Here is a 19,208-nt window from a genome sequence, read left to right on the forward strand (position 1 = left end):
GATAGGTTGCTCGAAACGCGGTCAAGCGGGATCATTAAGCCTTAGTTTAAAGGTGAGACGAATGATCAAAAGGATCGAACCCGGTCTTTTCGCGCGTCTCATGAAGATGTCTTCTGAACCGCGCCGCGACCTTCTGGAATTCCTCGGCGAAACGCCGGTGGAAACCGATGACATCGTGCCGCGCAGGCCCGGTGGCGACGACGCCGAACCTGCAGCGATGAATCCGTCCGAGCGTTAGGCCGACCGCATCCGAACCATTGCCCAAACGAAAAACCCTCCGACAAGGCCGGAGGGTTGTGACTTTTGGCGCTGGTGCGGTGTATCAGTCTTCGGCGACTTCTTCCGCTTCGACACGAGCGCGGTCGCCGGCACCTTTGGCATCGACATCGCGGTCAACGAATTCGATGATCGCCATCGGGGCCATATCGCCATAGCGGAAGCCCGCCTTCATGATGCGGACATAACCGCCCGAGCGGTCAGCGTAGCGGGGGCCGAGAACGTCAAAAAGCTTGGCGACGAACGGATCCTGCTTTAACTGCGATGCTGCCTGGCGGCGCGCGTGCAGATCGCCGCGCTTGGCCAGCGTGATCAACTTCTCAACGATCGGACGCAGTTCCTTTGCCTTGGGCAACGTCGTCTTGATCTGTTCATGTTCGATAAGCGAGCCGGCCATGTTCGAGAACATCGCCTTGCGATGTTCGTGGGTCCGGTTCAGGCGGCGGTATCCGCGAGCGTGACGCATTGTATATCTCCAAATTCGGTGCCCTCTACGGGCGTTTTTGCTTTGTCCGGGGCCCCATGCGTGCGGGGCCCTCTCCTTGGGCCAGCGGCCTAAGCCGCAAGCCATATTTTCCCCGGATCAGCCGGGCATTTTACATTGGATCAGAAGTTGTCTTCGTACTTCTTCGCCAGCTCTTCGATGTTGTCGGGCGGCCAATCCACGATATCCATACCGAGGTGCAGGCCCATGCCGGACAGCACTTCCTTGATCTCGTTGAGCGACTTGCGCCCAAAGTTCGGCGTGCGCAGCATCTCCGCTTCGGTTTTTTGAATCAAATCACCGATATAGACGATGTTGTCGTTCTTCAGGCAGTTCGCGGACCGCACCGAAAGCTCCAGCTCATCAACCTTCTTCAGCAGAAGCGGGTTGAATTCCAGATCGTCTTCGTCGTCCTGACGTGTGGCCGATTCCGGCTCGTCGAAGTTCACGAAGATCGAAAGCTGATCTTGCAGGATGCGCGCGCCATAGGCCACGGCATCATCCGGCGTCACGGAGCCGTCGGTCTCAAGCTTCAGCGTCAGCTTGTCGTAATCCAGAACCTGGCCCTCACGGGTGGGCTGCACGTCATAGGACACCTTTTTGACCGGCGAATAGATCGCATCGATCGGCATCAGGCCGATGGGCGCATCCTCGGGCCGGTTCTTGTCGGCGGCGACGTAGCCTTTGCCGGTATTGACCGTCAGCTCGATGTAGAGGTCGGCGCCATCGTCGAGGTGGCAGATCACGTGATCCTTGTTCAGGATCTCGATCCCCGCGGACTCGGAGATATCACCCGCCGTCACAACGCGCGGCCCTTTCGCGGAAATCGAAACCCGCTTGGGCCCTTCGGCTTCCATGCGGATCGCGACGCCCTTGAGGTTCAACACGATGTCGGTGACGTCTTCGCGCACACCGGGCACCGACGAAAACTCGTGCAGCACGCCGTCGATCTGAACCGACGTGATGGCCGCGCCTTGCAGCGACGACATCAGAACGCGGCGCAGCGCGTTGCCAAGCGTCAGGCCAAAGCCCCGCTCAAGCGGTTCCGCGACAACCGTCGCCTTCCGCGCAGGGTCATTGCCCGGCTGGACTACCAGCTGTGTGGGCTTGATCAGCTCTTGCCAATTTTTGTGGATCATGCGTCGCCTCCATGCTCGTGTCGGGGGGATCCATCCCGGACACACTCGAGGTAAAAATGACGAATCCGGGCCGCGCGAAAACGCAGCCCGGGAAGAAGTCCGGCCACCTTAGACGCGGCGGCGTTTGGGCGGGCGGCAGCCGTTGTGGGCCATCGGGGTCACGTCGCGGATGGACGTGATCTGAAAGCCAAGGGCCGCCAGGGCACGCAGCGCGCTTTCACGGCCCGAACCGGGGCCCTGCACTTCGACCTCAAGCGTTTTCACGCCGTGGTCCTGCGCCTTCTTGCCCGCGTCTTCGGCGGCCATCTGGGCGGCGAACGGCGTGGACTTGCGGCTGCCCTTGAAGCCCATCGTACCGGCGGACGACCATGCGATCGCATTGCCCTGTACGTCAGAGATCAGGATTTTCGTGTTGTTGAACGAAGAATTCACATGCGCAACGCCGGTGGCGATGTTCTTGGAAACCTTCTTCTTTGCGGGACGACGATCACGTGCCATGTGTCCAGCCCTCCCTTATTTCTTCTTGCCGGCAATGGCCTTTGCAGGGCCTTTGCGGGTGCGTGCGTTGGTGTGGGTGCGCTGACCGCGAACCGGCAGGTTGCGGCGATGGCGCAGGCCACGGTAGCAACCAAGATCCATCAGGCGCTTGATGTTCATCTGCGTCTCGCGGCGCAGGTCACCCTCAACGCTGTAGTTGGCGTCGATGTGCTCGCGGATCTGCAGAACCTCTGCATCGCTGAGCTCGTTGATACGGCGGGTCCCGTCGATGCCAACCGCTTCGCAGATCGCTGCGGCGGAGGTGTGGCCAATCCCGGTGATGTAGGTCAGCGCAATCGGGACGCGCTTGGACGTGGGGAGGTTAACCCCGGCAATACGTGCCATGTGTGGCATATCCTTCGGTTGCGAGCCCGTAATCCCAGGCCCTGTTTTCACAACGTAAGCCCGGGCGATTTTTCCCGGGCTTCTATACGCTCCGCCCAGAGTGATTCCTGCGGAGATGGCGGTAACTATGACTTGGCGACCGAAAGGTCAATAGCGGCCGATCAGCTGTCGAGAACGGCGGCAATTCCACCTGCAACCTCGTCGATATCGCCCAGACCCGGGACCCAGCGGAGCTGACCCTTGGCGTGGTAATATCCGATCAGGGGAGAGGTCTTTTTGTAGTATTCCATCAACCGCGTGCGCAGGCTTTCCTCGTTATCATCCGCGCGGCGCTTGAAGCTTGACGCACCGCAATTGGTACACGTCCCATCTGCAGGGATCGGCTTGGTGATGTCGTTATAGACCTCCCCGCACATGCCACAGGTGGCGCGCGCCGTGATCCGTGTGACGAGTTCGTCGTCGTTCACTTCCATCGCCACCACATGATCAAGCGTCTGACCCACCTCGGCCAGCAAATCCCCAAGCGCGTCGGCCTGTGCCAGCGTGCGCGGGAAACCGTCGAAGATGAACCCCGTGCCGCCACCTTCCAGCTTCTCGCGGATCAGGCCGATGACGATCTCATCGGTGACAAGCTCGCCCCGCGCCATAACATCGGCCACGACCTTGCCCATCTCGGTGCCGCTGTCTTTTGCTTCACGCAACATGTCGCCGGTGGACAGCTGTGTCATGCCACGGCCGTCAACCAAGATGCGCGCCTGTGTTCCCTTGCCCGCTCCCGGCGGGCCCAAAAGTATGATGTTCATCGACGCGCCGGTCCCTTCCGCGGTTTCTTGGCGCCACTCTTGCGCCCGCGGAGTTGGGACTTTTCGAGCAGGCCTTCGTATTGATGCGCCAGCAGATGCGATTGGATCTGCTGAACCGTATCCATCCCCACCGAAACGATGATGAGAATCGAAGTGCCTCCAAAGTAAGCAGTAATTGAAAGGTTTGTCCGCACAATTTCTGGCATCAGGCAAACCAACGCAAGATAGGCCGAACCAAGGACCAGGATGCGGCGCACCACATATTCCAGATATTCCGCCGTCCGAGCCCCCGGACGAATGCCCGGAATGAAACCGTTCTGGTTCTTCAGATTGTCGGCCACGTCCTCGGTCTTGAACGACACATTCAGCGTATAGAAATACGTGAAGAAGATGATCATCGACGCAAAGAACAACAGGTAAAGCGGCTGACCCGGTCCGAAGTTGGCAAGGATCCAGCCCATCACCGGGCCGTTGCCCTCGGCCCCACCGAACGTCGTCAGCGTGGTCGGCAGCAGCAGAAGCGACGAGGCGAAGATCGCCGGGATCACGCCCGCCGGGTTCACCTTCACCGGCAGGTGGCTCGACCCGCCATCGTAAACCTTCATGCCGACCTGTCGGCGCGGGTACTGGATATGGATCTTGCGCAGGGAGCGCTCCATGAACACCACGAAGAACAGCGTCCCGATCAGCATCACGATTACGCCCAGGATCGCAGGCGTCGACAGCGCGCCCTGACGGCCGGATTCGAAGAATTGCGCCAATGCGGCGGGGATTTCGGCGATGATGCCGACAAAGATGATCAGCGAGATACCGTTGCCGATGCCGCGCTGGGTGATCTGTTCGCCCAACCACATCAGGAACATCGTACCGCCCACCAGCGTGATCACGCAGGCCGCGCGGAAGAACCAGCCGGGATCAGTCACCAGACCGCCCGATTCCATGCTCACGGCCAGGCCATAGGCCTGCGCCGTGGCCAGAACCACCGTGCCGTAGCGCGTCCATTGGTTCAGCTTCTTGCGCCCCTGCTCGCCCTCTTTCTTGAGCTGCTCCATCGCAGGCACCATGGCCGCCATGAGCTGTACGATGATCGAGGCCGAAATGTAGGGCATGATGCCAAGCGCGAAGACACCCATCCGGCTCAACGCGCCGCCGGTGAACATGTTCAAGACACCGCCAAGACCGGCTGCCGCCTGATCAAAGAAGGCTTGCAATTCGACCGTGTCGATACCGGGCACGGGAATATAGGTGCCGATCCGGTAGATGATCAGAAGGCCCAGGGTAAACCAGATGCGCTGACGCAGCTCGGTGGCTTTGCCAAACGCGCTCCAGCTCATGTTGGAGGCCATTTGCTCCGCTGCTGATGCCATGCCGTCTCTCTTATGCGCTAAAGCCGCCGGCCCCATCATGGGGGCCCTGCGGCGCAAGAATTCCTAAGGATAGGATGTAGGCGGAGAGGTCCCCGCCCACAAGCGTTACGAGGTCACAAAGACCCCGAACGGGTTACTCCGCCGCAACAGGCGCTGCCGTGGCAAGCGATCCGCCGGCTTTTTCGACCGCCTCGACTGCCGCCTTGGATGCGCCGGTGACCGAAATGTTCAGCTTGGCCGAAACCTCACCCTTCGCCAGAACCCGCACGCCATCAAGCTTGCGGCGTACCAGGCCGGATGCGACCAGCGCATCTTCGGTAATCTCGGATTTCGCGTCGATCTTGCCCGCGTCGACGAACTTCTGGATCAGGCCCAGGTTCACAACGGCAAATTTCTTGCGGTTCGGCTTGGTGAAGCCGCGCTTGGGAAGCCGTTGGTAGAGGGGCATCTGGCCGCCTTCATAGGCGTTGATGGCTACACCCGAACGGGACTTCTGACCCTTGATACCGCGACCGGCGGTCTTACCGGTGCCCGAACCCGGGCCACGGCCCACGCGCTTGGGCTTCTTGGTTGCGCCGGGATTGTCGCGCAATTCATGCAGTTTCATATCGCTTCTCCTTCAAGCCGGACGCGCCCCCGGAAGCGAAATGGGACAGCCACGGCATTTCTTGATGACGCACCCTTGGTGCGCGTTTGGTTTTGATGGTGCGCCAGAGGCGCGCGCATCACTGCGACGGCCGATTCCGGCCACCGGGCGCGTATATGGGCTTGGCGGCAATCAGGCAAGACCCGTCTGGCCCCTGCAGCGATACAGGCCCCGACGCCATGTCCTCGGTGCCTGCGCAAGCTATACCTTGGCCGGGGTTGCGGGAAGAAAGGTTTCCACCCTCAACAGATGCGCAATGCTCTCATGCGGCAGCTCCAGCGCGTCCATAGCCTCCCGCTCGGTGCGAAACACCTCGACCTGCGTGCCTCCGGAAATTTCCGCCAGTGTCTGATACATGCGGCCAATCCCGAACGCCGTCTCATCAGGCGCATAAATGATGCTTCGGGTGTTCACGATCTTGCCCGGCGCCTGTTCATTGACCTGACGCACCATGGACCGGACCAGATTGAAATTGATATCGATCGAGGTAACGGCTGCAAGGTCGATCAATTCCGGACGGCCCGCCCGATAATTCGCATCCTGGAGGTAGCGGACGAAATTGGCTTGGAATTGGTCGTAATTGACCGCACCGCTCCAGCGGGCATAGAGCAGATCGTGCTCCAGGGATGTTGAAAATTCTATTGGCACGCGAACAGGACCCAATTTGCATAGGTTAGAGTAACAAATAAACCGCAGCGACGCTGAAATATTCGATCCGATAGCCAAAGAGACACAAAAGCCCCGGAAAATCCGGGGCTCTGCGGTACTTTGATGTCGGTCCGTGAGGGGCGGTTTAGCCGCGTTCCTCGACGATTTCGACGAGATGCGGGATCTTGTTGATCATACCGCGGACCGAAGGGGTGTCCTCCAATTCGCGGGTCTTGTGCATCTTGTTCAGGCCCAGACCGATCAGCGTTGCGCGCTGATCCTGGGGGCGGCGGATGGGCGAACCCACCTGCTTGACGACGATGGTTTTTGCCATGGGTCTCAGGCCTCCTCGGTCTCTGCGGCTGCGGGCGCATCATCGCGCTTGGGCAGGATGTCGGCGACCTTCTTGCCGCGACGTGCCGCCACCTGACGGGGCGAGCTTTCCTTGCGCAAGCCGTCCAGCGTGGCGCGGATCATGTTGTAGGGGTTCTGCGAGCCGGTCGATTTGGACACAACGTCCTTCACACCCAGCATCTCGAACACGGCACGCATCGGACCACCGGCGATAATCCCGGTCCCTTCCGGCGCCGTGCGCATCACGACCTTGCCCGCGCCATGACGGCCCAGAATGTCGTGGTGCAGCGTGCGGCCTTCCTTGAGCGGCACGCGGATCAGGTTGCGCTTGGCCTGCTCGGTGGCCTTGCGGATCGCCTCGGGCACCTCTTTGGCCTTCCCTTTGCCAAAGCCCACGCGACCGCGCTGATCACCAACGACGACAAGGGCTGCAAAGCCGAAACGCTTACCACCCTTCACGGTCTTCGAAACGCGGTTGATCGCGACCAGGCGATCGGCAAATTCCGGCGTTTCCTCTTCACGGTTGCGACCGCGGCCGCGCCCTCTGTTCTCACGTTCTGCCATATGGCAATTCCTTCAAATCGAAGCGCTCGAAAGCGCCGGAGTTATCTCAATCCTCGTGAGCCCAAGACCCCGGGATCATCGAGGCGGCCCCACCGGAGCCGCCTTCAAGTCTTCAGAACTTCAGACCACCTTCACGTGCGGCGTCGGCCAAGGCCTTCACACGCCCGTGGAACAGGAAGCCGCCACGGTCGAAATAGCATTCCTCGACCCCAGCCTTCTTCGCCCGCTCGGCAATCGCGGCGCCCACCTTGGTGGCGGCCTCCACGTTGTTCTTGCCGACCACGCCAAGCGACGATTCCAGCGAAGAAGCCGACGCGAGCGTGCGACCTTCCACATCGTCGATCAGCTGGACGCTGATGTTCTTGTTCGAACGATGAACCGAAAGGCGCGCGCGCCCTGCAGCCATCTTCTTCATTTTGTTCCGGTTGCGCAGGCGGCGCTTCTGGAACAGATCGCGTTTGCTCATAGCCATAGTGCCAGCCCTTACTTCTTCTTGCCTTCCTTACGGAAGATGTACTCACCCTTGTAGCGAATGCCCTTGCCCTTGTAGGGCTCCGGCGCACGCCACTCACGAATGTTCGCAGCCACCTGACCAACAAGCTGTTGGTCGTTGCCCTCGATCACCACTTCGGTGTTCTTCGGGCAGGTGACGGTCACACCCTCGGGCACGTCGAAATCGACATCGTGGCTATACCCCAGCGACAGCTTCAGGGTGTTGCCCTGCATCTGTGCACGATAACCAACACCCTGGATCTCAAGCTCTTTCTTGAAACCGTCGGTGACGCCGGTGACGAGGTTCTGCACCATGGTGCGGCTCATGCCCCATTGCTGACGCGCGCGCTTGGACTTGCCGCGCGGCTCAACATTGATGACATTGCCGTCCACCGTGACGGAGACATCGTCGGTTGCCTTGAAGCTGCGGGCACCCTTGGGGCCCTTCACTTCGATGGTCTGACCCGACACGGAAGCTTCAACACCCCCGGGCAGCTCGACCGGTCTTTTACCAATACGAGACATGTGTCACCCCCTCAGAAGATCGTGCAAAGCACTTCGCCGCCAACATTCTGGCTGCGAGCGTTTGCATCGGACATCACGCCCTTCGAGGTGGAGACGATCGACACACCCAGGCCCTGACGGACCTGCGGGATGTCGCCCACGCTCATGTAGACGCGGCGGCCGGGTTTCGACACGCGCTTGAGCTCACGGATCACCGGGGTGCCTTCATAGTACTTCAGGCTGATCTCGAAGGCCGGGTGTCCGTCCTTGCCGGTGGCGGGCTCATAGCCGCGGATGTAGCCTTCGTCCACCAACACATCCAAGACACGCGCGCGTTGCTTGGAGGCCGGGGTCTCGACCGTGGATTTACCGCGCATCTGGCTGTTGCGGATGCGGGTCAGCATATCGCCGATAGGATCATTCATCTTATCTGCTCCTCACCAGCTCGACTTGACCATGCCGGGGATCTGACCGTTGGAGGCCAGATCACGCAGCTTGATGCGCGACATTTTCAGCTTGCGGTAATACGCCTTCGGGCGCCCGGTCAGCTGGCAACGGTTGTGAAGACGGGTGGCCGAGCTGTTGCGCGGCAGTTTCGCCAGTTTCAGACGCGCCTTGAAGCGCTCTTCCATCGGCTTGTCTTCGTCATTTGCGATCTCTTTCAGCGCAGCACGCTTGGTGGCATACTTCTCCACCAGGCGCTGACGCTTGAGCTCACGTTGAACCATGGAAACTTTTGCCATTGGTCTATTCCTCTCGCGTCAGGCGTTGAAGGGCATGTTGAAGTGCTTCAACAGCGACTTCGCCTCGGCGTCTGTGTCCGCCGTTGTGACAATGATCACGTCAATGCCCCAAACCTCATCGACCTTGTCGAAGTTGATCTCGGGAAAGACGATGTGTTCCTTGATGCCCATGGCAAAGTTGCCACGACCGTCAAACGACGGCTTCACACCACGGAAGTCGCGAATGCGGGGCATTGCGATGGTGGTGAGGCGATCCAGGAAATCATACATGCGGTCGCCACGCAGCGTGACCTTCGTGCCAAGCGGCATGTCTTCACGGACGCGGAAGCCAGCGATGGACTTCTTGGCCTTGGTGATGACGGCGTGCTGGCCTGCGATGGCGGTCAGATCTTCCTGGGCCGATTTGGCCTTCTTGGAATCCCGAACCGCTTCCGCACCGGCGCCGATGTTGAGAACGATCTTCTCAAGACGCGGGATCTGCATGTCGTTCTTGTAACCGAATTCCTCCTTCATCGCGGCCTTGATGGCGTCGCGATAGGCGGTCTTCATACGCGGGGTATATGTTGCGGTGTCCAGCATCAGATTGCGTCCCCCGTGGTCTTGGCGAAACGTACCTTCTTGCCGTCTTCCATCTTGAAGCCGACGCGGGTCGCTTTGCCGTTGCTGTCGAGCAGCGCCAGGTTCGACAATTCGATCGGCATCGGCTGTGGGATGCGACCGCCCTGCGAGGATTGGCTTTGCTTGGTGTGACGGATGGCGATGTTCACGCCCTCCACGATGGCTTTGCCGGCCTTGGGGTTCACGGAAGCGATCTCGCCTTCCTTGCCCTTGTCCTTACCGGCAAGCACGACGACCTTGTCGCCTTTCTTGAGCTTGGCAGCCATCTTACAGCACCTCCGGCGCGAGCGAGATGATCTTCATGAAGTTCTTCGCACGCAGCTCACGAACAACCGGCCCGAAGATACGGGTGCCGATCGGCTCGTTGTTGTTGTTGAGAATGACGGCGGCGTTGCGGTCAAAACGAATGGCGGTGCCATCGTCGCGACGCACTTCCTTGGCCGTGCGAACGACGACGGCCTTGCGGACATCCCCCTTCTTCACGCGACCACGCGGAATAGCCTCCTTGACCGACACCACGATGATGTCGCCCACAGAGGCGTATTTGCGTTTGGAACCACCCAGAACCTTGATGCACTGAACACGGCGCGCGCCGCTGTTGTCAGCAACATCCAGATTTGTCTGCATCTGGATCATATTGGTTTCTCCCGACGTCCCGGACCGGCTGTTTGCACATTGGCCCGGGGGTTTCGATCAAACCGAGATGTGAACGCTTAGGACGCGATCACCTCCCAGCGCTTGGATTTCGAGACGGGGGCACATTCCTGAATGCGGACCTGGTCCCCGACCTTGAAAGTGTTCTCCGGATCATGCGCCCGATACTTCTTGGACTTCCGGATGGTCTTCTGCATGACCGGGTGCTTGAAGCGGCGCTCCACGGATACGGTCACGGTCTGCTCGTTGGCGTCGCTGGTCACGGTGCCGGTCAAAATACGCTTGGGCATAGATCAGGCCTCCGATGCGGCTGCGGACGAAGCGTCCGATGCAGCGACTGCTGCTTTTTCGTTCAGAATGGTCTTTACCCGCGCGGCGTCGCGGCGCACCTGGCGCATACGGGCGGTGTTCTCAAGCTGGCCAGTGGCCTGCTGGAAGCGGAGGTTGAAGGCCTCCTTCTTCAGGGCCGTCAACTCGTCACGGAGCTGATCCGGCGTCTTGTCACGCATTTCCTGGGCGTTCATCGCCTTTGTCCTTCTCTCACATCACGGGGGCGCCCTGTTGGCCGGATCGACCAAGGTCACGCTGATTCCCGTGGAGTTCGGTGAATAGAGGGCGCGTATAGGGGGGATGGGAGGGGTTGGCAAGGACGGATTAATCGGACGTTTTTTCTCTCTCTGGCTTGGGGGTGTTCCGCCCGCCAAGCTCATACTCCAGCCAATCAACCGGAGCCACATCAGCAGCCTGGAGTGTTCTGATCCAAACCTTCTCGCAAGTCCTTGTAACTGAGTAGAAGAAGAACAATCCGCTCGGGATGCCTAACGTTGTCGCAAATATTTGGCGATAGCTTGCCCATTCACCAAATTCGTCGATACGGCCATTATCCTCAAGAAACCAAAAGAGTCCGGAAAACACTTCGAAGCCAGCCCAAGCCCCGAGTATATGGAGCGCGAACGGCGTCGCGCGAACGCAGCAAATTTCCCAAATAGAGAAACGCGCTCGATCAAGGAAGCGGCGGTCGAACGCTTGATTGCAGGCCGCAATGTACTCTGGGCCCCTGAGGACTGCTCGTGCGACCAGGAACAAGGCCAATGCTCCGGTCAACGTGACAAGCCCTTGAATAAGGCCTAAAATCAGCAAACTGTTTCCCTACCTCAAAACTGCGCAGCATTAATGCGACTCCGCCAAGCCGGCCCGTCCTCCGCACCATAATCCCCCCTCACAAAAACGTCACCCCGGCGGTCCGAATAAACTCCGACGCCCAATCGTTCTCCCCATACACACCGCACGCCCGTGCGATCAATCGCAATGAAAAGGGAGATCTCCATGAAAACCACCGCTTTTACCGCCGCCCTTCTGGCGCTCGTCGCAACCCCCGTCCTGTCCGAGACCTGGACCCTGAACGCAGAGGGCTCGCATCTGGCCTTCGCGTCGGTCAAGAACGACTACATCGGCGAGGTCCACACCTTCGACGGCCTGTCCGGCACCGTGTCCGACACCGGCGCGACCGATATCGAGATTGACCTGACCACCCTTGAGACCATGATCGACATCCGCAACGAACGCATGGCCGAGCATGTCTTCAACGCCGTGCCCGCCGCGCGCCTGACGACCGAGATCGACATGGCCGCCACCGAAGCGCTTGCCGTCGGCGACATGATGGAGATGGAAGTGGACGCCGTCTTGTCGTTCATCGGCACCGAGCTGGACCTGACCACCGATATGGTTGTTGTCCGCCTGTCCGAAGATCGCGTTATGGCGATGACCAGCGACATGGTGTTTCTCGAAACCGATGTGGCCGGGATCGACGCGGGCATCGACGTTCTGCAAGAGCTGGCCAGCCTTGATCACATCTCGCGCGCCGTGCCCGTCACCATGCGCCTGATGTTCGACATCGAAAACTGACCCTGCCCGGCCGCAGGCCGCCCCTCCGCAAGCCGTCGTCGCTCACTTCGGCTTGCGGACCATCTCGATCGCGACGCTTTCGGTCGAGAAACTGATATACCGGTAATCGCCCTCTTTCAGCACCTCGGTCAGCGCCTTGTATTCATGGTGCCGCCAACCCGGATAGCCGTAGAGCTCGTCGAACAGGATCACCGTCCCCTTCACCAGCCGCTTCTTGATCGCCTTCAGCGCAAACAGCGTCGGCGTGTAGGTGTCCATATCCATATGCACAAAGGCGAACGGCCGCGCCCCGGTGTCCTTCAGATACCCCGGCAGCGTGTCCTGCACCCAGCCTTTCACCAAAGTCACGTTGTCGGGCACCTTCGGCATTGCGCCCCCTTGGGTGAACGCGCCCGCTTCCCGGCCAGATTGGATGCCGGTCCAATCCTCTTCCAGCCCCTCGAAACTGTCGAACCCGGTCAGCGTCTGACCATGGGGCTGCAACGCGTCCCCGAACAAGCGCGATCCAGCACCACCGGCGACGCCGAATTCCACGAACAAGCCGTCCTTGATCCCCGCCTTGATCGCCCGCCCCACCGCGTAGGACCGGTTCTTGTCGCGGTTCCGGAACAGCATGGATTGCTCCATATGCGCCTTGAAATGCGCGAAGCTTTCCTGCTTTGACGCCTCGGTGAGGTAGCTGATTGGGTTTCCGCCCGCCATGTGCCTGTGCCTCCTGCTCTTGTTTTGCCGCACCAGAACACGCCACGCGCCCCTCATGCAACACAGGCGTCAAGACCAGCTGTAATTGAAGCTCACACTGATGCGGTCGTCTTCATCCATGTTCATCGGCACCTCATGGCGGAGCCACGATTCCCAAAGCAACACATCCCCCGCCTGCGGGTTCGGATAGACAAACGCCTGCAATTCCGCGCGCGCGTCGGGTTTGCGTCCGGGGGCAGCCATCATCATCGCGTGGCGCGGATCTTCAAGCTTGATCGACCGCGCCCCCGGCGGCACCGCCACATAGGTCGTGCCCGAAATCACCGAATGCGGGTGGATATGCGACGTGTGTATCCCCCCCTCGGGCAGGATATTGATCCAGATGTCTTCGAGCTTGAGCTCCCGCCCCTCCAGATCGAACTCCAGGTCTTCGGCAAAGGCCGCGACATGGGCGTCCAACGCCTCCACCACCGAGGCAAAGATCGGAAACCGCCACGGCAGATCGGTCAGCGACGCATAGGACGTGTATCCGGGGAACCCGTTTTCCGCGCACCATTGCTGCCCCGCCTGGTCGTCATCGGCGATGGAAAAGCACGACGCCATCAACTCGTCCTCCTCCACCTGCGGGCCAAATTCGGCGAGCTTGGCATGGTAAAGACGCGTCGCAAAAAGGGATTTGATCGTAGCCATGGCCCGTCTTTAGGCGCGTGGAAACGGATTTGAAAGGTATTGCCGCCACATTGCCCGCCAAGAGTAATCCTGCGGGAATTGGCCAGAATGGCGAACCGACTGTATGGGGCCTTGTTCCTGCCCCTCACGATCATCTTCCTTCTCACCGGTCTGGCCAAGGCCGATGTCGCGCCCCTCGTGGCCCGCGCCTCTCCGCTTATCGACGGCTCCATCGGCGCAAGCGGCCCTGGCACCGGTTCGCTTTTTGCGGGCACTCGCGACGGTAGCCTCTTCGCCCCTTTTCCGGTCCGCACCCGCCCTGATCCGGTCGGGCAATCCGGGCCCATCGGCCAATCCGGACAGGTCGCGCTCCTTTTCAACCTCATCGCCCGGGCCGAGGCCGGGGCCGCGGGCTATGATGCCTACAACCGCGGTGCGCGCATTCCGCCGCCGCGGGCACCCACGCAAATGACGTTGGGCGAGATCTACGCCTGGATCGCCGCCACCCCCGGACAACCCCACGCCATCGGCCGGTATCAGTTCATCCCCGACACCCTGCGCCGCGTCGCGCGCATCCGCGGCTATGGCCCCGAAGTGCCGTTTACGCCCGAGGTGCAGGATAGCCTTGCCACCGTTTTGTTGCACGAGGCCGGGCTTGAGGGTTTTGAAGAGGGCACTCTTGGCCGTCGTGATTTCATGCACAACCTTGCCCGCATCTGGGCCGGCCTGCCGCTGCCCAACGGGCGCTCCTATTACGAGGGCTACGCCGGCAACCGCGCCACCATGTCCTGGGCCGATTTCAACGGCGGGATGGAGGCGATCTGGCCCTCCACCTGACCGCCGCGCGGCTTGACCCATCGCCAACGGGCGGCCTTACTGTCGCCCATGACCAACGCACTCGACACCGCCTTCCGCCGCCTCGACGCCCTCGACCTCTCCGCGATCCAATCGACCGGCGATTGGGACCTTGGCCGCACCTTCAGCCACCTCGCCCAAGGGGTCGAATTCTCAATGTCCGGCTACCCTGAACAGAAACCGAAACTGTTCCAGATGACCGCCGGGAAACTGGCCTTTACCGTTTTCAAATTGCGCGGACGCATGAGCCACGGCCTTGACGAACCCATCCCCGGCGAAATCATCGGCGACGTGACCGCCGATGCCGGGCTGCACCGCCTCTGGATCGCGCTGGAACACTTTCGCGATTTCGACGGCGCCCTGCGCCCCCACTTCGCCTTTGGCGCGCTCGGGAAGGATCACTTCGCTTTGGCCCACCTGATGCATATCGACAACCATTTGGAAGAGGTCCGGGGGCGTTAACCTACCCGCCGCACGTATAGGTCTTCGCGACAAACAGCACACCAAACGGCACAACAATCACACAAAGGCGCATTGCTTCCTGAGCGTTCGTCAAGAACACCCTTTTGACCCCAACTGCGTCTAACAAAGCCTCTCGCACGCTCAACGCATGGCACCGTCCAATGTGGATGGTGAACGGCAGGGCAAGGCACCAGAATGCGATGGCGGCGAAGATAACTGCGCCCTCCAGACAAGCGCTCATCGCCACCGGTTCCAACGCTCATAATTCTCGAAGAACGGGTCACCGAACCACGTCGCCCACTCCTCCTGCGGAACGGGAACTTCGCCGATGTATTCAGCGCCGCAGGCCTCAAAGGCTTCTGTGGTTTGCTGGAAGGAAGCCCGGTCCCGCATCGACTCCAGCACAGGCACCGGTTGCAGCCGCACATCGTAGACAAGCGGCTGCTCGCCCCGAGTATCCACCGCGAACACCCATCTGCCCCGTGTGGAGCGTCCAATCGTGAGTGTCGTAAAGGACTCCGATCGCTCAATGACGCGGGCATTAAAGCGCGCCTCCGTCGTGGGTCGCATGATTAGGTAACTCGGAGGCGGCTGGTCGTTGACGCAATTCGCCAGATCTGTTGCAGGATGCGCCGTGTTTATGATCGGGGGCGGCGGGGATAGGAAATCCCGTATGGCAACCTCGCGCATGGTGAATACGAGAAAGAACGCCGCAAAGCCAAAGGCCGCAATGCACGCAATGGATTGAATGGATTTTTTCAATACCGCCATTCGATCCCACTACATCTGGAATTTGAACAAAATAAGACCCCCGCCGATCGCTCGGCAGGGGCCCTGAACTCTCAATCAGCCAGAAAACGCAAAAGCGCCTTCGACCTTACCAGTCTTCGCGGACCACCGTGCGGGTCTTGACCGGAAGCTTCATCGCAGCAAGGCGCAGGGCCTCGCGGGCGACGGGCTCCGACACACCGTCGATCTCGAACATGATCCGGCCCGGCTTGACCTTGCAGGCCCAGAAATCGACCGACCCTTTACCCTTACCCATACGCACTTCGACGGGCTTGGAGGTCACCGGCGTGTCCGGGAAAATCCGGATCCAGACGCGACCCTGACGCTTCATGTGGCGCGTCATGGCCCGACGGGCGGCTTCGATCTGGCGTGCGGTGACGCGCTCGGGCTGAAGGGCTTTCAAACCGTAGGTGCCGAAGGTCAGGTCAGACCCGCCCTTCGCTTCGCCCTTGATCCGGCCCTTGTGCATCTTGCGGAACTTTGTCCGTTTCGGTTGCAACATGTCTCAGCCCCCCTCAGCGATCACGGCGCGGGCGCGAGGCCCCACCGCTTTCCTGAAGCTCCTGCTGGCGACGGTCACGGGCACTGGGATCGTGCTCCATGATCTCACCTTTGAAGATCCAGGTTTTGATGCCGATGATGCCGTACGGCGTCTTTGCCTCGGCATGTGCGTAGTCAATGTCCGCACGCAGGGTGTGCAACGGCACGCGGCCCTCACGGTACCATTCGGTCCGCGCGATCTCGGCGCCGCCAAGGCGGCCCGCGACGTTCACACGAATGCCCAACGACCCCATGCGCATGGCGTTCTGCACGGCCCGCTTCATGGCCCGGCGGAACGAAACGCGGCGCTCAAGCTGCTGCGCGATGGACTCAGCCACCAATTGCGCGTCCAGCTCGGGCTTGCGGATCTCAACGATGTTGAGGTGCAATTCGCTGTCGGTGATCTTCGCCAGCTCCTTGCGCAGACCCTCGATGTCCGACCCCTTCTTGCCGATGATCACACCCGGACGTGCCGAATGGATCGTCACACGGCACTTCTTGTGCGGACGCTCGATGATGATCTTGGCGATCCCGGCGTCACCGGGGTTGCGCTTGTCCCGCTTGGCGACAAATTCCCACCAGCCCGTCTTGATGAACTCGCGGATCTTGATGTCTTCCAGCAGCAGATCACCGTATTCCTTGGTGTTTGCGTACCAACGGCTGTCCCAGGTCCGGTTGACCTGAAGACGCATGCCGATCGGGTTTACCTTATGTCCCATTAGGCGGTCTCCTCAACCTGGCGGACCGTGATGGTCAGCTCTGCGAACGGCTTGTGTATGCGACCGAACCGGCCACGCGCCCGCGGACGGCCACGCTTCATCACAAGGTTCTTGCCCACATAGGCCTCGGTGACGACCAGTTCGTCGACATCCAGACCGTGATTGTTTTCGGCATTAGCGATGGCCGACTGAAGGCACTTCTTCACGTCAACCGCGATGCGCTTTTTCGAGAAGGTGAGATCGGTCAGCGCCTTCTCCACCTTCTTGCCGCGAATGAGGCCGGCAACAAGGTTGAGCTTCTGCGGGCTGGTCTTCAGCATCCGCAGCTTGGCGCGCGCCTCGTTATCCGCCACGCGGCGGGGATTTTTATCCTTGCCCATGGCTTACTTCCTCTTGGCTTTTTTGTCGGCCGCGTGCCCGTAATACGTGCGCGTGGGCGAATATTCCCCGAATTTCTGACCGATCATGTCCTCGGTGACGTTCACGGGCACATGCTTGTGGCCGTTGTAGACACCGAACGTCAGACCGACGAACTGGGGCAGAATGGTGGAGCGGCGCGACCAGATCTTGATGACCTCGTTGCGACCGGATTCCTTGGTGGCTTCGGCTTTCTTGAGGACATAACTGTCGACAAAAGGCCCTTTCCAGACGGAGCGGCTCATGACTTAGCGCCCTTTCTTCTTGGCGTGACGCGAGCGGATAATCAGCTTCTGCGACGCCTTGTTCTTGTTGCGGGTGCGCTTGCCCTTGGTGTCCACACCCCAGGGCGTAACCGGCGTACGGCCACCCGAGGTCCGACCCTCACCACCACCATGGGGGTGATCGATCGGGTTCATGGCCACACCGCGCACGCTCGGGCGCTTGCCCATGTGACGCACACGACCGGCCTTACCAAGGTTCTGGTTCGAATTGTCGGGGTTCGACACCGCGCCAACCGTTGCCATGCATTCCTGACGGACGAGGCGAAGCTCACCACTCGACAGGCGGATCTGGGCGTAACCGCCATCCCGACCGACGAACTGGGCATAGGTGCCCGCGGCGCGCGCGATCTGACCACCCTTGCCGGGCTTCAGCTCGATGTTGTGCACGATTGTCCCGATCGGCAGGCCCGAGAACGGCATCGCGTTGCCCGGCTTGATGTCGGCCTTGCTGGACGAGATCACCTTGTCCCCAATCGCCAACCGCTGCGGCGCAAGGATATAGGCCTGCTCACCATCGGTGTATTGCACCAGCGCGATGAAGGCGGTCCGGTTCGGGTCATATTCGATCCGAACGACGACTGCTTCGACGTCGAGCTTGGTGCGCTTGAAATCCACGATACGGTAAAGGCGCTTGGCCCCACCCCCACGACGACGCGCCGTGATCCGTCCGGTGTTGTTCCGGCCGCCCTTCTTGGTCAAACCCTCAGTCAGGGATTTGACAGGACGTCCTTTCCACAGCTCCGAACGGTCGATCAGTACCAGCCCACGCTGGCCCGGCGTCGTCGGCTTATACGACTTGAGTGCCATGTTAACTGTCTTCCGTTTGCTTGAAGGACCGGCATGAGGCCGACCCCGATGTTAAAGGCCCCCGGAGGTGCCCGTAGAGTTGGTCATGAGACCAAAAACGACAGCCCCGGACGAATCCGGGGCCATGCCGATGCGTGCGTTTAGGAGGTTGGGCGGTGGGGGTCAACACCAAGCACACAATGAAATGCGTCACGCCAAAGCTAGGGCCGGATCCTTACGACCCCAACGTCATCAAATGCCCTGTCCGACGAAACGCATGTCATGTTCTCGGACAAGGCCGTCGCCGCGATTATTCGGTCGAACGGGTCTCTGTGCGCCCAATCCAGATTGGCGGCATTCAAAGCCAAATCTGCCGTGATCGGCAAAACCCCAATATTTCCCGTGTTCGCGGAGGCAACAAGGTGCGGAACGATGTCATCGACGTCAGGCCACTTTCCCAACCTGGATTTTTGAGCGATTTCGTAGAAGGAAATGGCGGATACAAACACCGTGTCGCCCTCACTCAAGGCCATGCGTGTTGCGGGCGTCAGGCGCTCACTCCCAAGCAACAGCATAACGAACGGCCCTGTATCGAGAATGATTGAGGCCATTACCCGCCTTCCCAAAGTCGCAACTCTTCCTCAGACATCGGTTCTTCGAGGGCATCGATAAACGCGTCGACCACTTTGGGGTCCACCTTTCCCGCCAAACTCCCGAAGACCACACCACCCCTCTTCGGCGGCACCAGCTCCGCCGCCGGCTTACCATGTTTGGTGATCACGACACGTTCACCGCGCGCCACCGCTTCAAGCAGCTTTGACAGGTTCGTTTTCGCTTCATGGACCGAGGCTTGCATCGGGTCTCTCTGAAAATATGGCTAAGTCTTAGCTAAGTCAAAATACCCGA

34 protein-coding genes are annotated in these 19,208 nt (G+C 60.3%); 4 read left to right on the plus strand and 30 right to left on the minus strand.

Annotated features, from left to right (window positions below; translation table 11 throughout):
• Positions 1-61: 61 nt before the first annotated feature.
• Positions 62-238, plus strand: coding sequence for a hypothetical protein (locus tag V8J83_RS15255; RefSeq protein ID WP_339987292.1), 177 nt, complete (start codon positions 62-64; stop codon positions 236-238).
• 84 nt (positions 239-322) lie between these two features.
• On the opposite strand, the gene rplQ is transcribed toward V8J83_RS15255, so the two are convergent.
• From rplQ to V8J83_RS15355, 20 genes are all read right to left on the minus strand, one after another.
• The gene (rplQ, locus tag V8J83_RS15260) at positions 323-742 is read right to left on the minus strand and encodes a 50S ribosomal protein L17 (RefSeq protein WP_339987293.1); all 420 of its coding nucleotides are present in this window, start codon (positions 740-742) and stop codon (positions 323-325) included.
• 140 nt (positions 743-882) lie between these two features.
• Complete coding sequence (locus V8J83_RS15265) at positions 883-1,899, minus strand: DNA-directed RNA polymerase subunit alpha (RefSeq protein WP_339987294.1); 1,017 nt, start codon at positions 1,897-1,899, stop codon at positions 883-885.
• Between the two features lie 108 nt (positions 1,900-2,007).
• The gene (rpsK, locus tag V8J83_RS15270) at positions 2,008-2,397 is read right to left on the minus strand and encodes a 30S ribosomal protein S11 (protein WP_339987295.1); all 390 of its coding nucleotides are present in this window, start codon (positions 2,395-2,397) and stop codon (positions 2,008-2,010) included.
• Between the two features lie 15 nt (positions 2,398-2,412).
• Entirely contained in the window at positions 2,413-2,781 is a 369-nt protein-coding gene (gene rpsM / locus V8J83_RS15275; protein ID WP_339987296.1) for a 30S ribosomal protein S13, read from the minus strand.
• Positions 2,782-2,942: 161 nt separating this feature from the next.
• On the minus strand, positions 2,943-3,584 hold the full coding sequence (locus V8J83_RS15280) for an adenylate kinase (RefSeq protein WP_339987297.1): 642 nt from the start codon (positions 3,582-3,584) through the stop codon (positions 2,943-2,945).
• Entirely contained in the window at positions 3,581-4,951 is a 1,371-nt protein-coding gene (gene secY, locus V8J83_RS15285) for a preprotein translocase subunit SecY (RefSeq protein ID WP_339987298.1), read from the minus strand. The genes V8J83_RS15280 and secY overlap by 4 nt, the downstream gene beginning before the upstream one ends.
• Before the next feature lie 133 nt (positions 4,952-5,084).
• A complete protein-coding gene (rplO, locus tag V8J83_RS15290; protein ID WP_339987299.1) occupies positions 5,085-5,558 on the minus strand; it encodes a 50S ribosomal protein L15 in 474 nt (157 codons plus the stop codon).
• Positions 5,559-5,798: 240 nt separating this feature from the next.
• Positions 5,799-6,245: a hypothetical protein gene (locus V8J83_RS15295; protein ID WP_339987300.1), complete on the minus strand. Its 447-nt coding sequence runs from the start codon at positions 6,243-6,245 to the stop codon at positions 5,799-5,801.
• A gap of 145 nt (positions 6,246-6,390) precedes the next feature.
• Positions 6,391-6,579: a 50S ribosomal protein L30 gene (rpmD, locus tag V8J83_RS15300; RefSeq protein WP_339987301.1), complete on the minus strand. Its 189-nt coding sequence runs from the start codon at positions 6,577-6,579 to the stop codon at positions 6,391-6,393.
• Positions 6,580-6,584: 5 nt separating this feature from the next.
• Positions 6,585-7,163: a 30S ribosomal protein S5 gene (gene rpsE / locus V8J83_RS15305; RefSeq protein ID WP_339987302.1), complete on the minus strand. Its 579-nt coding sequence runs from the start codon at positions 7,161-7,163 to the stop codon at positions 6,585-6,587.
• Positions 7,164-7,275: 112 nt separating this feature from the next.
• Positions 7,276-7,635 (minus strand): 50S ribosomal protein L18, encoded by a 360-nt coding sequence (rplR, locus tag V8J83_RS15310; protein WP_339987303.1) that lies wholly within the window; start codon positions 7,633-7,635, stop codon positions 7,276-7,278.
• 11 nt (positions 7,636-7,646) lie between these two features.
• Positions 7,647-8,180 carry a 50S ribosomal protein L6 gene (gene rplF, locus V8J83_RS15315; RefSeq protein ID WP_339987304.1) on the minus strand — a complete coding sequence of 178 codons (534 nt, stop codon included), beginning with the start codon at positions 8,178-8,180 and terminating at the stop codon, positions 7,647-7,649.
• A gap of 11 nt (positions 8,181-8,191) precedes the next feature.
• The gene (gene rpsH, locus V8J83_RS15320; RefSeq protein WP_339987305.1) at positions 8,192-8,584 is read right to left on the minus strand and encodes a 30S ribosomal protein S8; all 393 of its coding nucleotides are present in this window, start codon (positions 8,582-8,584) and stop codon (positions 8,192-8,194) included.
• Positions 8,585-8,596: 12 nt separating this feature from the next.
• Positions 8,597-8,902: a 30S ribosomal protein S14 gene (gene rpsN / locus V8J83_RS15325; RefSeq protein WP_339987306.1), complete on the minus strand. Its 306-nt coding sequence runs from the start codon at positions 8,900-8,902 to the stop codon at positions 8,597-8,599.
• An 18-nt stretch (positions 8,903-8,920) separates the two neighbouring features.
• The gene (gene rplE, locus V8J83_RS15330; protein ID WP_339987307.1) at positions 8,921-9,481 is read right to left on the minus strand and encodes a 50S ribosomal protein L5; all 561 of its coding nucleotides are present in this window, start codon (positions 9,479-9,481) and stop codon (positions 8,921-8,923) included.
• On the minus strand, positions 9,481-9,786 hold the full coding sequence (gene rplX, locus V8J83_RS15335) for a 50S ribosomal protein L24 (protein WP_339987308.1): 306 nt from the start codon (positions 9,784-9,786) through the stop codon (positions 9,481-9,483). Before rplX ends, rplE begins: the two co-directional genes overlap by 1 nt.
• A gap of 1 nt (position 9,787) precedes the next feature.
• Positions 9,788-10,156, minus strand: coding sequence for a 50S ribosomal protein L14 (rplN, locus tag V8J83_RS15340; protein WP_013963207.1), 369 nt, complete (start codon positions 10,154-10,156; stop codon positions 9,788-9,790).
• A gap of 77 nt (positions 10,157-10,233) precedes the next feature.
• Complete coding sequence (gene rpsQ, locus V8J83_RS15345) at positions 10,234-10,464, minus strand: 30S ribosomal protein S17 (protein ID WP_339987309.1); 231 nt, start codon at positions 10,462-10,464, stop codon at positions 10,234-10,236.
• A gap of 3 nt (positions 10,465-10,467) precedes the next feature.
• Positions 10,468-10,698: a 50S ribosomal protein L29 gene (gene rpmC, locus V8J83_RS15350; RefSeq protein WP_339987310.1), complete on the minus strand. Its 231-nt coding sequence runs from the start codon at positions 10,696-10,698 to the stop codon at positions 10,468-10,470.
• A gap of 130 nt (positions 10,699-10,828) precedes the next feature.
• Positions 10,829-11,260 carry a hypothetical protein gene (locus V8J83_RS15355; protein WP_339987311.1) on the minus strand — a complete coding sequence of 144 codons (432 nt, stop codon included), beginning with the start codon at positions 11,258-11,260 and terminating at the stop codon, positions 10,829-10,831.
• Positions 11,261-11,500: 240 nt separating this feature from the next.
• Here V8J83_RS15355 and V8J83_RS15360 point away from each other — a divergent pair, with 240 nt between their 5' ends.
• A complete protein-coding gene (locus tag V8J83_RS15360; protein WP_339987312.1) occupies positions 11,501-12,079 on the plus strand; it encodes a YceI family protein in 579 nt (192 codons plus the stop codon).
• Positions 12,080-12,121: 42 nt separating this feature from the next.
• Here V8J83_RS15360 and V8J83_RS15365 read toward each other — a convergent pair whose 3' ends face one another.
• Both V8J83_RS15365 and V8J83_RS15370 read right to left on the minus strand, forming a co-directional pair.
• Positions 12,122-12,781, minus strand: a complete 660-nt coding sequence (locus tag V8J83_RS15365) for a class I SAM-dependent methyltransferase (protein ID WP_339987313.1) — start codon at positions 12,779-12,781, stop codon at positions 12,122-12,124.
• A gap of 69 nt (positions 12,782-12,850) precedes the next feature.
• Positions 12,851-13,471: a TIGR02466 family protein gene (locus V8J83_RS15370; RefSeq protein ID WP_339987314.1), complete on the minus strand. Its 621-nt coding sequence runs from the start codon at positions 13,469-13,471 to the stop codon at positions 12,851-12,853.
• A gap of 87 nt (positions 13,472-13,558) precedes the next feature.
• Here V8J83_RS15370 and V8J83_RS15375 point away from each other — a divergent pair, with 87 nt between their 5' ends.
• Positions 13,559-14,287, plus strand: coding sequence for a hypothetical protein (locus tag V8J83_RS15375; RefSeq protein ID WP_339987315.1), 729 nt, complete (start codon positions 13,559-13,561; stop codon positions 14,285-14,287).
• Positions 14,288-14,335: 48 nt separating this feature from the next.
• The gene (locus tag V8J83_RS15380; RefSeq protein ID WP_339987316.1) at positions 14,336-14,767 is read left to right on the plus strand and encodes a DUF1569 domain-containing protein; all 432 of its coding nucleotides are present in this window, start codon (positions 14,336-14,338) and stop codon (positions 14,765-14,767) included.
• A gap of 237 nt (positions 14,768-15,004) precedes the next feature.
• On the opposite strand, the gene V8J83_RS15385 is transcribed toward V8J83_RS15380, so the two are convergent.
• From V8J83_RS15385 to V8J83_RS15420, 8 genes are all read right to left on the minus strand, one after another.
• Positions 15,005-15,538: a hypothetical protein gene (locus V8J83_RS15385; RefSeq protein ID WP_339987317.1), complete on the minus strand. Its 534-nt coding sequence runs from the start codon at positions 15,536-15,538 to the stop codon at positions 15,005-15,007.
• A 106-nt stretch (positions 15,539-15,644) separates the two neighbouring features.
• Complete coding sequence (gene rplP, locus V8J83_RS15390; RefSeq protein WP_339987318.1) at positions 15,645-16,058, minus strand: 50S ribosomal protein L16; 414 nt, start codon at positions 16,056-16,058, stop codon at positions 15,645-15,647.
• A 13-nt stretch (positions 16,059-16,071) separates the two neighbouring features.
• Positions 16,072-16,815, minus strand: coding sequence for a 30S ribosomal protein S3 (gene rpsC / locus V8J83_RS15395; protein WP_339987319.1), 744 nt, complete (start codon positions 16,813-16,815; stop codon positions 16,072-16,074).
• Positions 16,815-17,195: a 50S ribosomal protein L22 gene (rplV, locus tag V8J83_RS15400; protein ID WP_339987320.1), complete on the minus strand. Its 381-nt coding sequence runs from the start codon at positions 17,193-17,195 to the stop codon at positions 16,815-16,817. The genes rpsC and rplV overlap by 1 nt, the downstream gene beginning before the upstream one ends.
• 3 nt (positions 17,196-17,198) lie before the next feature.
• Positions 17,199-17,477: a 30S ribosomal protein S19 gene (rpsS, locus tag V8J83_RS15405; RefSeq protein WP_339987321.1), complete on the minus strand. Its 279-nt coding sequence runs from the start codon at positions 17,475-17,477 to the stop codon at positions 17,199-17,201.
• Positions 17,478-17,480: 3 nt separating this feature from the next.
• Positions 17,481-18,323, minus strand: coding sequence for a 50S ribosomal protein L2 (gene rplB / locus V8J83_RS15410; protein ID WP_339987322.1), 843 nt, complete (start codon positions 18,321-18,323; stop codon positions 17,481-17,483).
• Between the two features lie 200 nt (positions 18,324-18,523).
• Positions 18,524-18,913, minus strand: a complete 390-nt coding sequence (locus V8J83_RS15415; protein ID WP_339987323.1) for a type II toxin-antitoxin system VapC family toxin — start codon at positions 18,911-18,913, stop codon at positions 18,524-18,526.
• Positions 18,913-19,158, minus strand: a complete 246-nt coding sequence (locus V8J83_RS15420; protein ID WP_339987324.1) for a type II toxin-antitoxin system Phd/YefM family antitoxin — start codon at positions 19,156-19,158, stop codon at positions 18,913-18,915. The genes V8J83_RS15415 and V8J83_RS15420 overlap by 1 nt, the downstream gene beginning before the upstream one ends.
• Between the last annotated feature and the right edge of the window lie 50 nt (positions 19,159-19,208).

Source organism: Gymnodinialimonas ulvae (genome assembly GCF_037543845.1).
In the GTDB taxonomy this organism is placed as follows: domain Bacteria; phylum Pseudomonadota; class Alphaproteobacteria; order Rhodobacterales; family Rhodobacteraceae; genus Gymnodinialimonas; species Gymnodinialimonas ulvae.

What these genes read in the sequence shown, in the direction of transcription:
- V8J83_RS15255 (WP_339987292.1), top strand. Translation starts at nt 62, where the DNA reads ATGATCAAAAGGATCGAACCCGGTCTTTTCGCGCGTCTCATGAAGATG.
- rplQ (WP_339987293.1), bottom strand. Translation starts at nt 742, where the DNA reads ATGCGTCACGCTCGCGGATACCGCCGCCTGAACCGGACCCACGAACAT.
- V8J83_RS15265 (WP_339987294.1), bottom strand. Translation starts at nt 1,899, where the DNA reads ATGATCCACAAAAATTGGCAAGAGCTGATCAAGCCCACACAGCTGGTA.
- rpsK (WP_339987295.1), bottom strand. Translation starts at nt 2,397, where the DNA reads ATGGCACGTGATCGTCGTCCCGCAAAGAAGAAGGTTTCCAAGAACATC.
- rpsM (WP_339987296.1), bottom strand. Translation starts at nt 2,781, where the DNA reads ATGGCACGTATTGCCGGGGTTAACCTCCCCACGTCCAAGCGCGTCCCG.
- V8J83_RS15280 (WP_339987297.1), bottom strand. Translation starts at nt 3,584, where the DNA reads ATGAACATCATACTTTTGGGCCCGCCGGGAGCGGGCAAGGGAACACAG.
- secY (WP_339987298.1), bottom strand. Translation starts at nt 4,951, where the DNA reads ATGGCATCAGCAGCGGAGCAAATGGCCTCCAACATGAGCTGGAGCGCG.
- rplO (WP_339987299.1), bottom strand. Translation starts at nt 5,558, where the DNA reads ATGAAACTGCATGAATTGCGCGACAATCCCGGCGCAACCAAGAAGCCC.
- rpmD (WP_339987301.1), bottom strand. Translation starts at nt 6,579, where the DNA reads ATGGCAAAAACCATCGTCGTCAAGCAGGTGGGTTCGCCCATCCGCCGC.
- rpsE (WP_339987302.1), bottom strand. Translation starts at nt 7,163, where the DNA reads ATGGCAGAACGTGAGAACAGAGGGCGCGGCCGCGGTCGCAACCGTGAA.
- rplR (WP_339987303.1), bottom strand. Translation starts at nt 7,635, where the DNA reads ATGGCTATGAGCAAACGCGATCTGTTCCAGAAGCGCCGCCTGCGCAAC.
- rplF (WP_339987304.1), bottom strand. Translation starts at nt 8,180, where the DNA reads ATGTCTCGTATTGGTAAAAGACCGGTCGAGCTGCCCGGGGGTGTTGAA.
- rpsH (WP_339987305.1), bottom strand. Translation starts at nt 8,584, where the DNA reads ATGAATGATCCTATCGGCGATATGCTGACCCGCATCCGCAACAGCCAG.
- rpsN (WP_339987306.1), bottom strand. Translation starts at nt 8,902, where the DNA reads ATGGCAAAAGTTTCCATGGTTCAACGTGAGCTCAAGCGTCAGCGCCTG.
- rplE (WP_339987307.1), bottom strand. Translation starts at nt 9,481, where the DNA reads ATGCTGGACACCGCAACATATACCCCGCGTATGAAGACCGCCTATCGC.
- rplX (WP_339987308.1), bottom strand. Translation starts at nt 9,786, where the DNA reads ATGGCTGCCAAGCTCAAGAAAGGCGACAAGGTCGTCGTGCTTGCCGGT.
- rplN (WP_013963207.1), bottom strand. Translation starts at nt 10,156, where the DNA reads ATGATCCAGATGCAGACAAATCTGGATGTTGCTGACAACAGCGGCGCG.
- rpsQ (WP_339987309.1), bottom strand. Translation starts at nt 10,464, where the DNA reads ATGCCCAAGCGTATTTTGACCGGCACCGTGACCAGCGACGCCAACGAG.
- rpmC (WP_339987310.1), bottom strand. Translation starts at nt 10,698, where the DNA reads ATGAACGCCCAGGAAATGCGTGACAAGACGCCGGATCAGCTCCGTGAC.
- V8J83_RS15360 (WP_339987312.1), top strand. Translation starts at nt 11,501, where the DNA reads ATGAAAACCACCGCTTTTACCGCCGCCCTTCTGGCGCTCGTCGCAACC.
- V8J83_RS15365 (WP_339987313.1), bottom strand. Translation starts at nt 12,781, where the DNA reads ATGGCGGGCGGAAACCCAATCAGCTACCTCACCGAGGCGTCAAAGCAG.
- V8J83_RS15370 (WP_339987314.1), bottom strand. Translation starts at nt 13,471, where the DNA reads ATGGCTACGATCAAATCCCTTTTTGCGACGCGTCTTTACCATGCCAAG.
- V8J83_RS15375 (WP_339987315.1), top strand. Translation starts at nt 13,559, where the DNA reads ATGGCGAACCGACTGTATGGGGCCTTGTTCCTGCCCCTCACGATCATC.
- V8J83_RS15380 (WP_339987316.1), top strand. Translation starts at nt 14,336, where the DNA reads ATGACCAACGCACTCGACACCGCCTTCCGCCGCCTCGACGCCCTCGAC.
- V8J83_RS15385 (WP_339987317.1), bottom strand. Translation starts at nt 15,538, where the DNA reads ATGGCGGTATTGAAAAAATCCATTCAATCCATTGCGTGCATTGCGGCC.
- rplP (WP_339987318.1), bottom strand. Translation starts at nt 16,058, where the DNA reads ATGTTGCAACCGAAACGGACAAAGTTCCGCAAGATGCACAAGGGCCGG.
- rpsC (WP_339987319.1), bottom strand. Translation starts at nt 16,815, where the DNA reads ATGGGACATAAGGTAAACCCGATCGGCATGCGTCTTCAGGTCAACCGG.
- rplV (WP_339987320.1), bottom strand. Translation starts at nt 17,195, where the DNA reads ATGGGCAAGGATAAAAATCCCCGCCGCGTGGCGGATAACGAGGCGCGC.
- rpsS (WP_339987321.1), bottom strand. Translation starts at nt 17,477, where the DNA reads ATGAGCCGCTCCGTCTGGAAAGGGCCTTTTGTCGACAGTTATGTCCTC.
- rplB (WP_339987322.1), bottom strand. Translation starts at nt 18,323, where the DNA reads ATGGCACTCAAGTCGTATAAGCCGACGACGCCGGGCCAGCGTGGGCTG.
- V8J83_RS15415 (WP_339987323.1), bottom strand. Translation starts at nt 18,913, where the DNA reads ATGGCCTCAATCATTCTCGATACAGGGCCGTTCGTTATGCTGTTGCTT.
- V8J83_RS15420 (WP_339987324.1), bottom strand. Translation starts at nt 19,158, where the DNA reads ATGCAAGCCTCGGTCCATGAAGCGAAAACGAACCTGTCAAAGCTGCTT.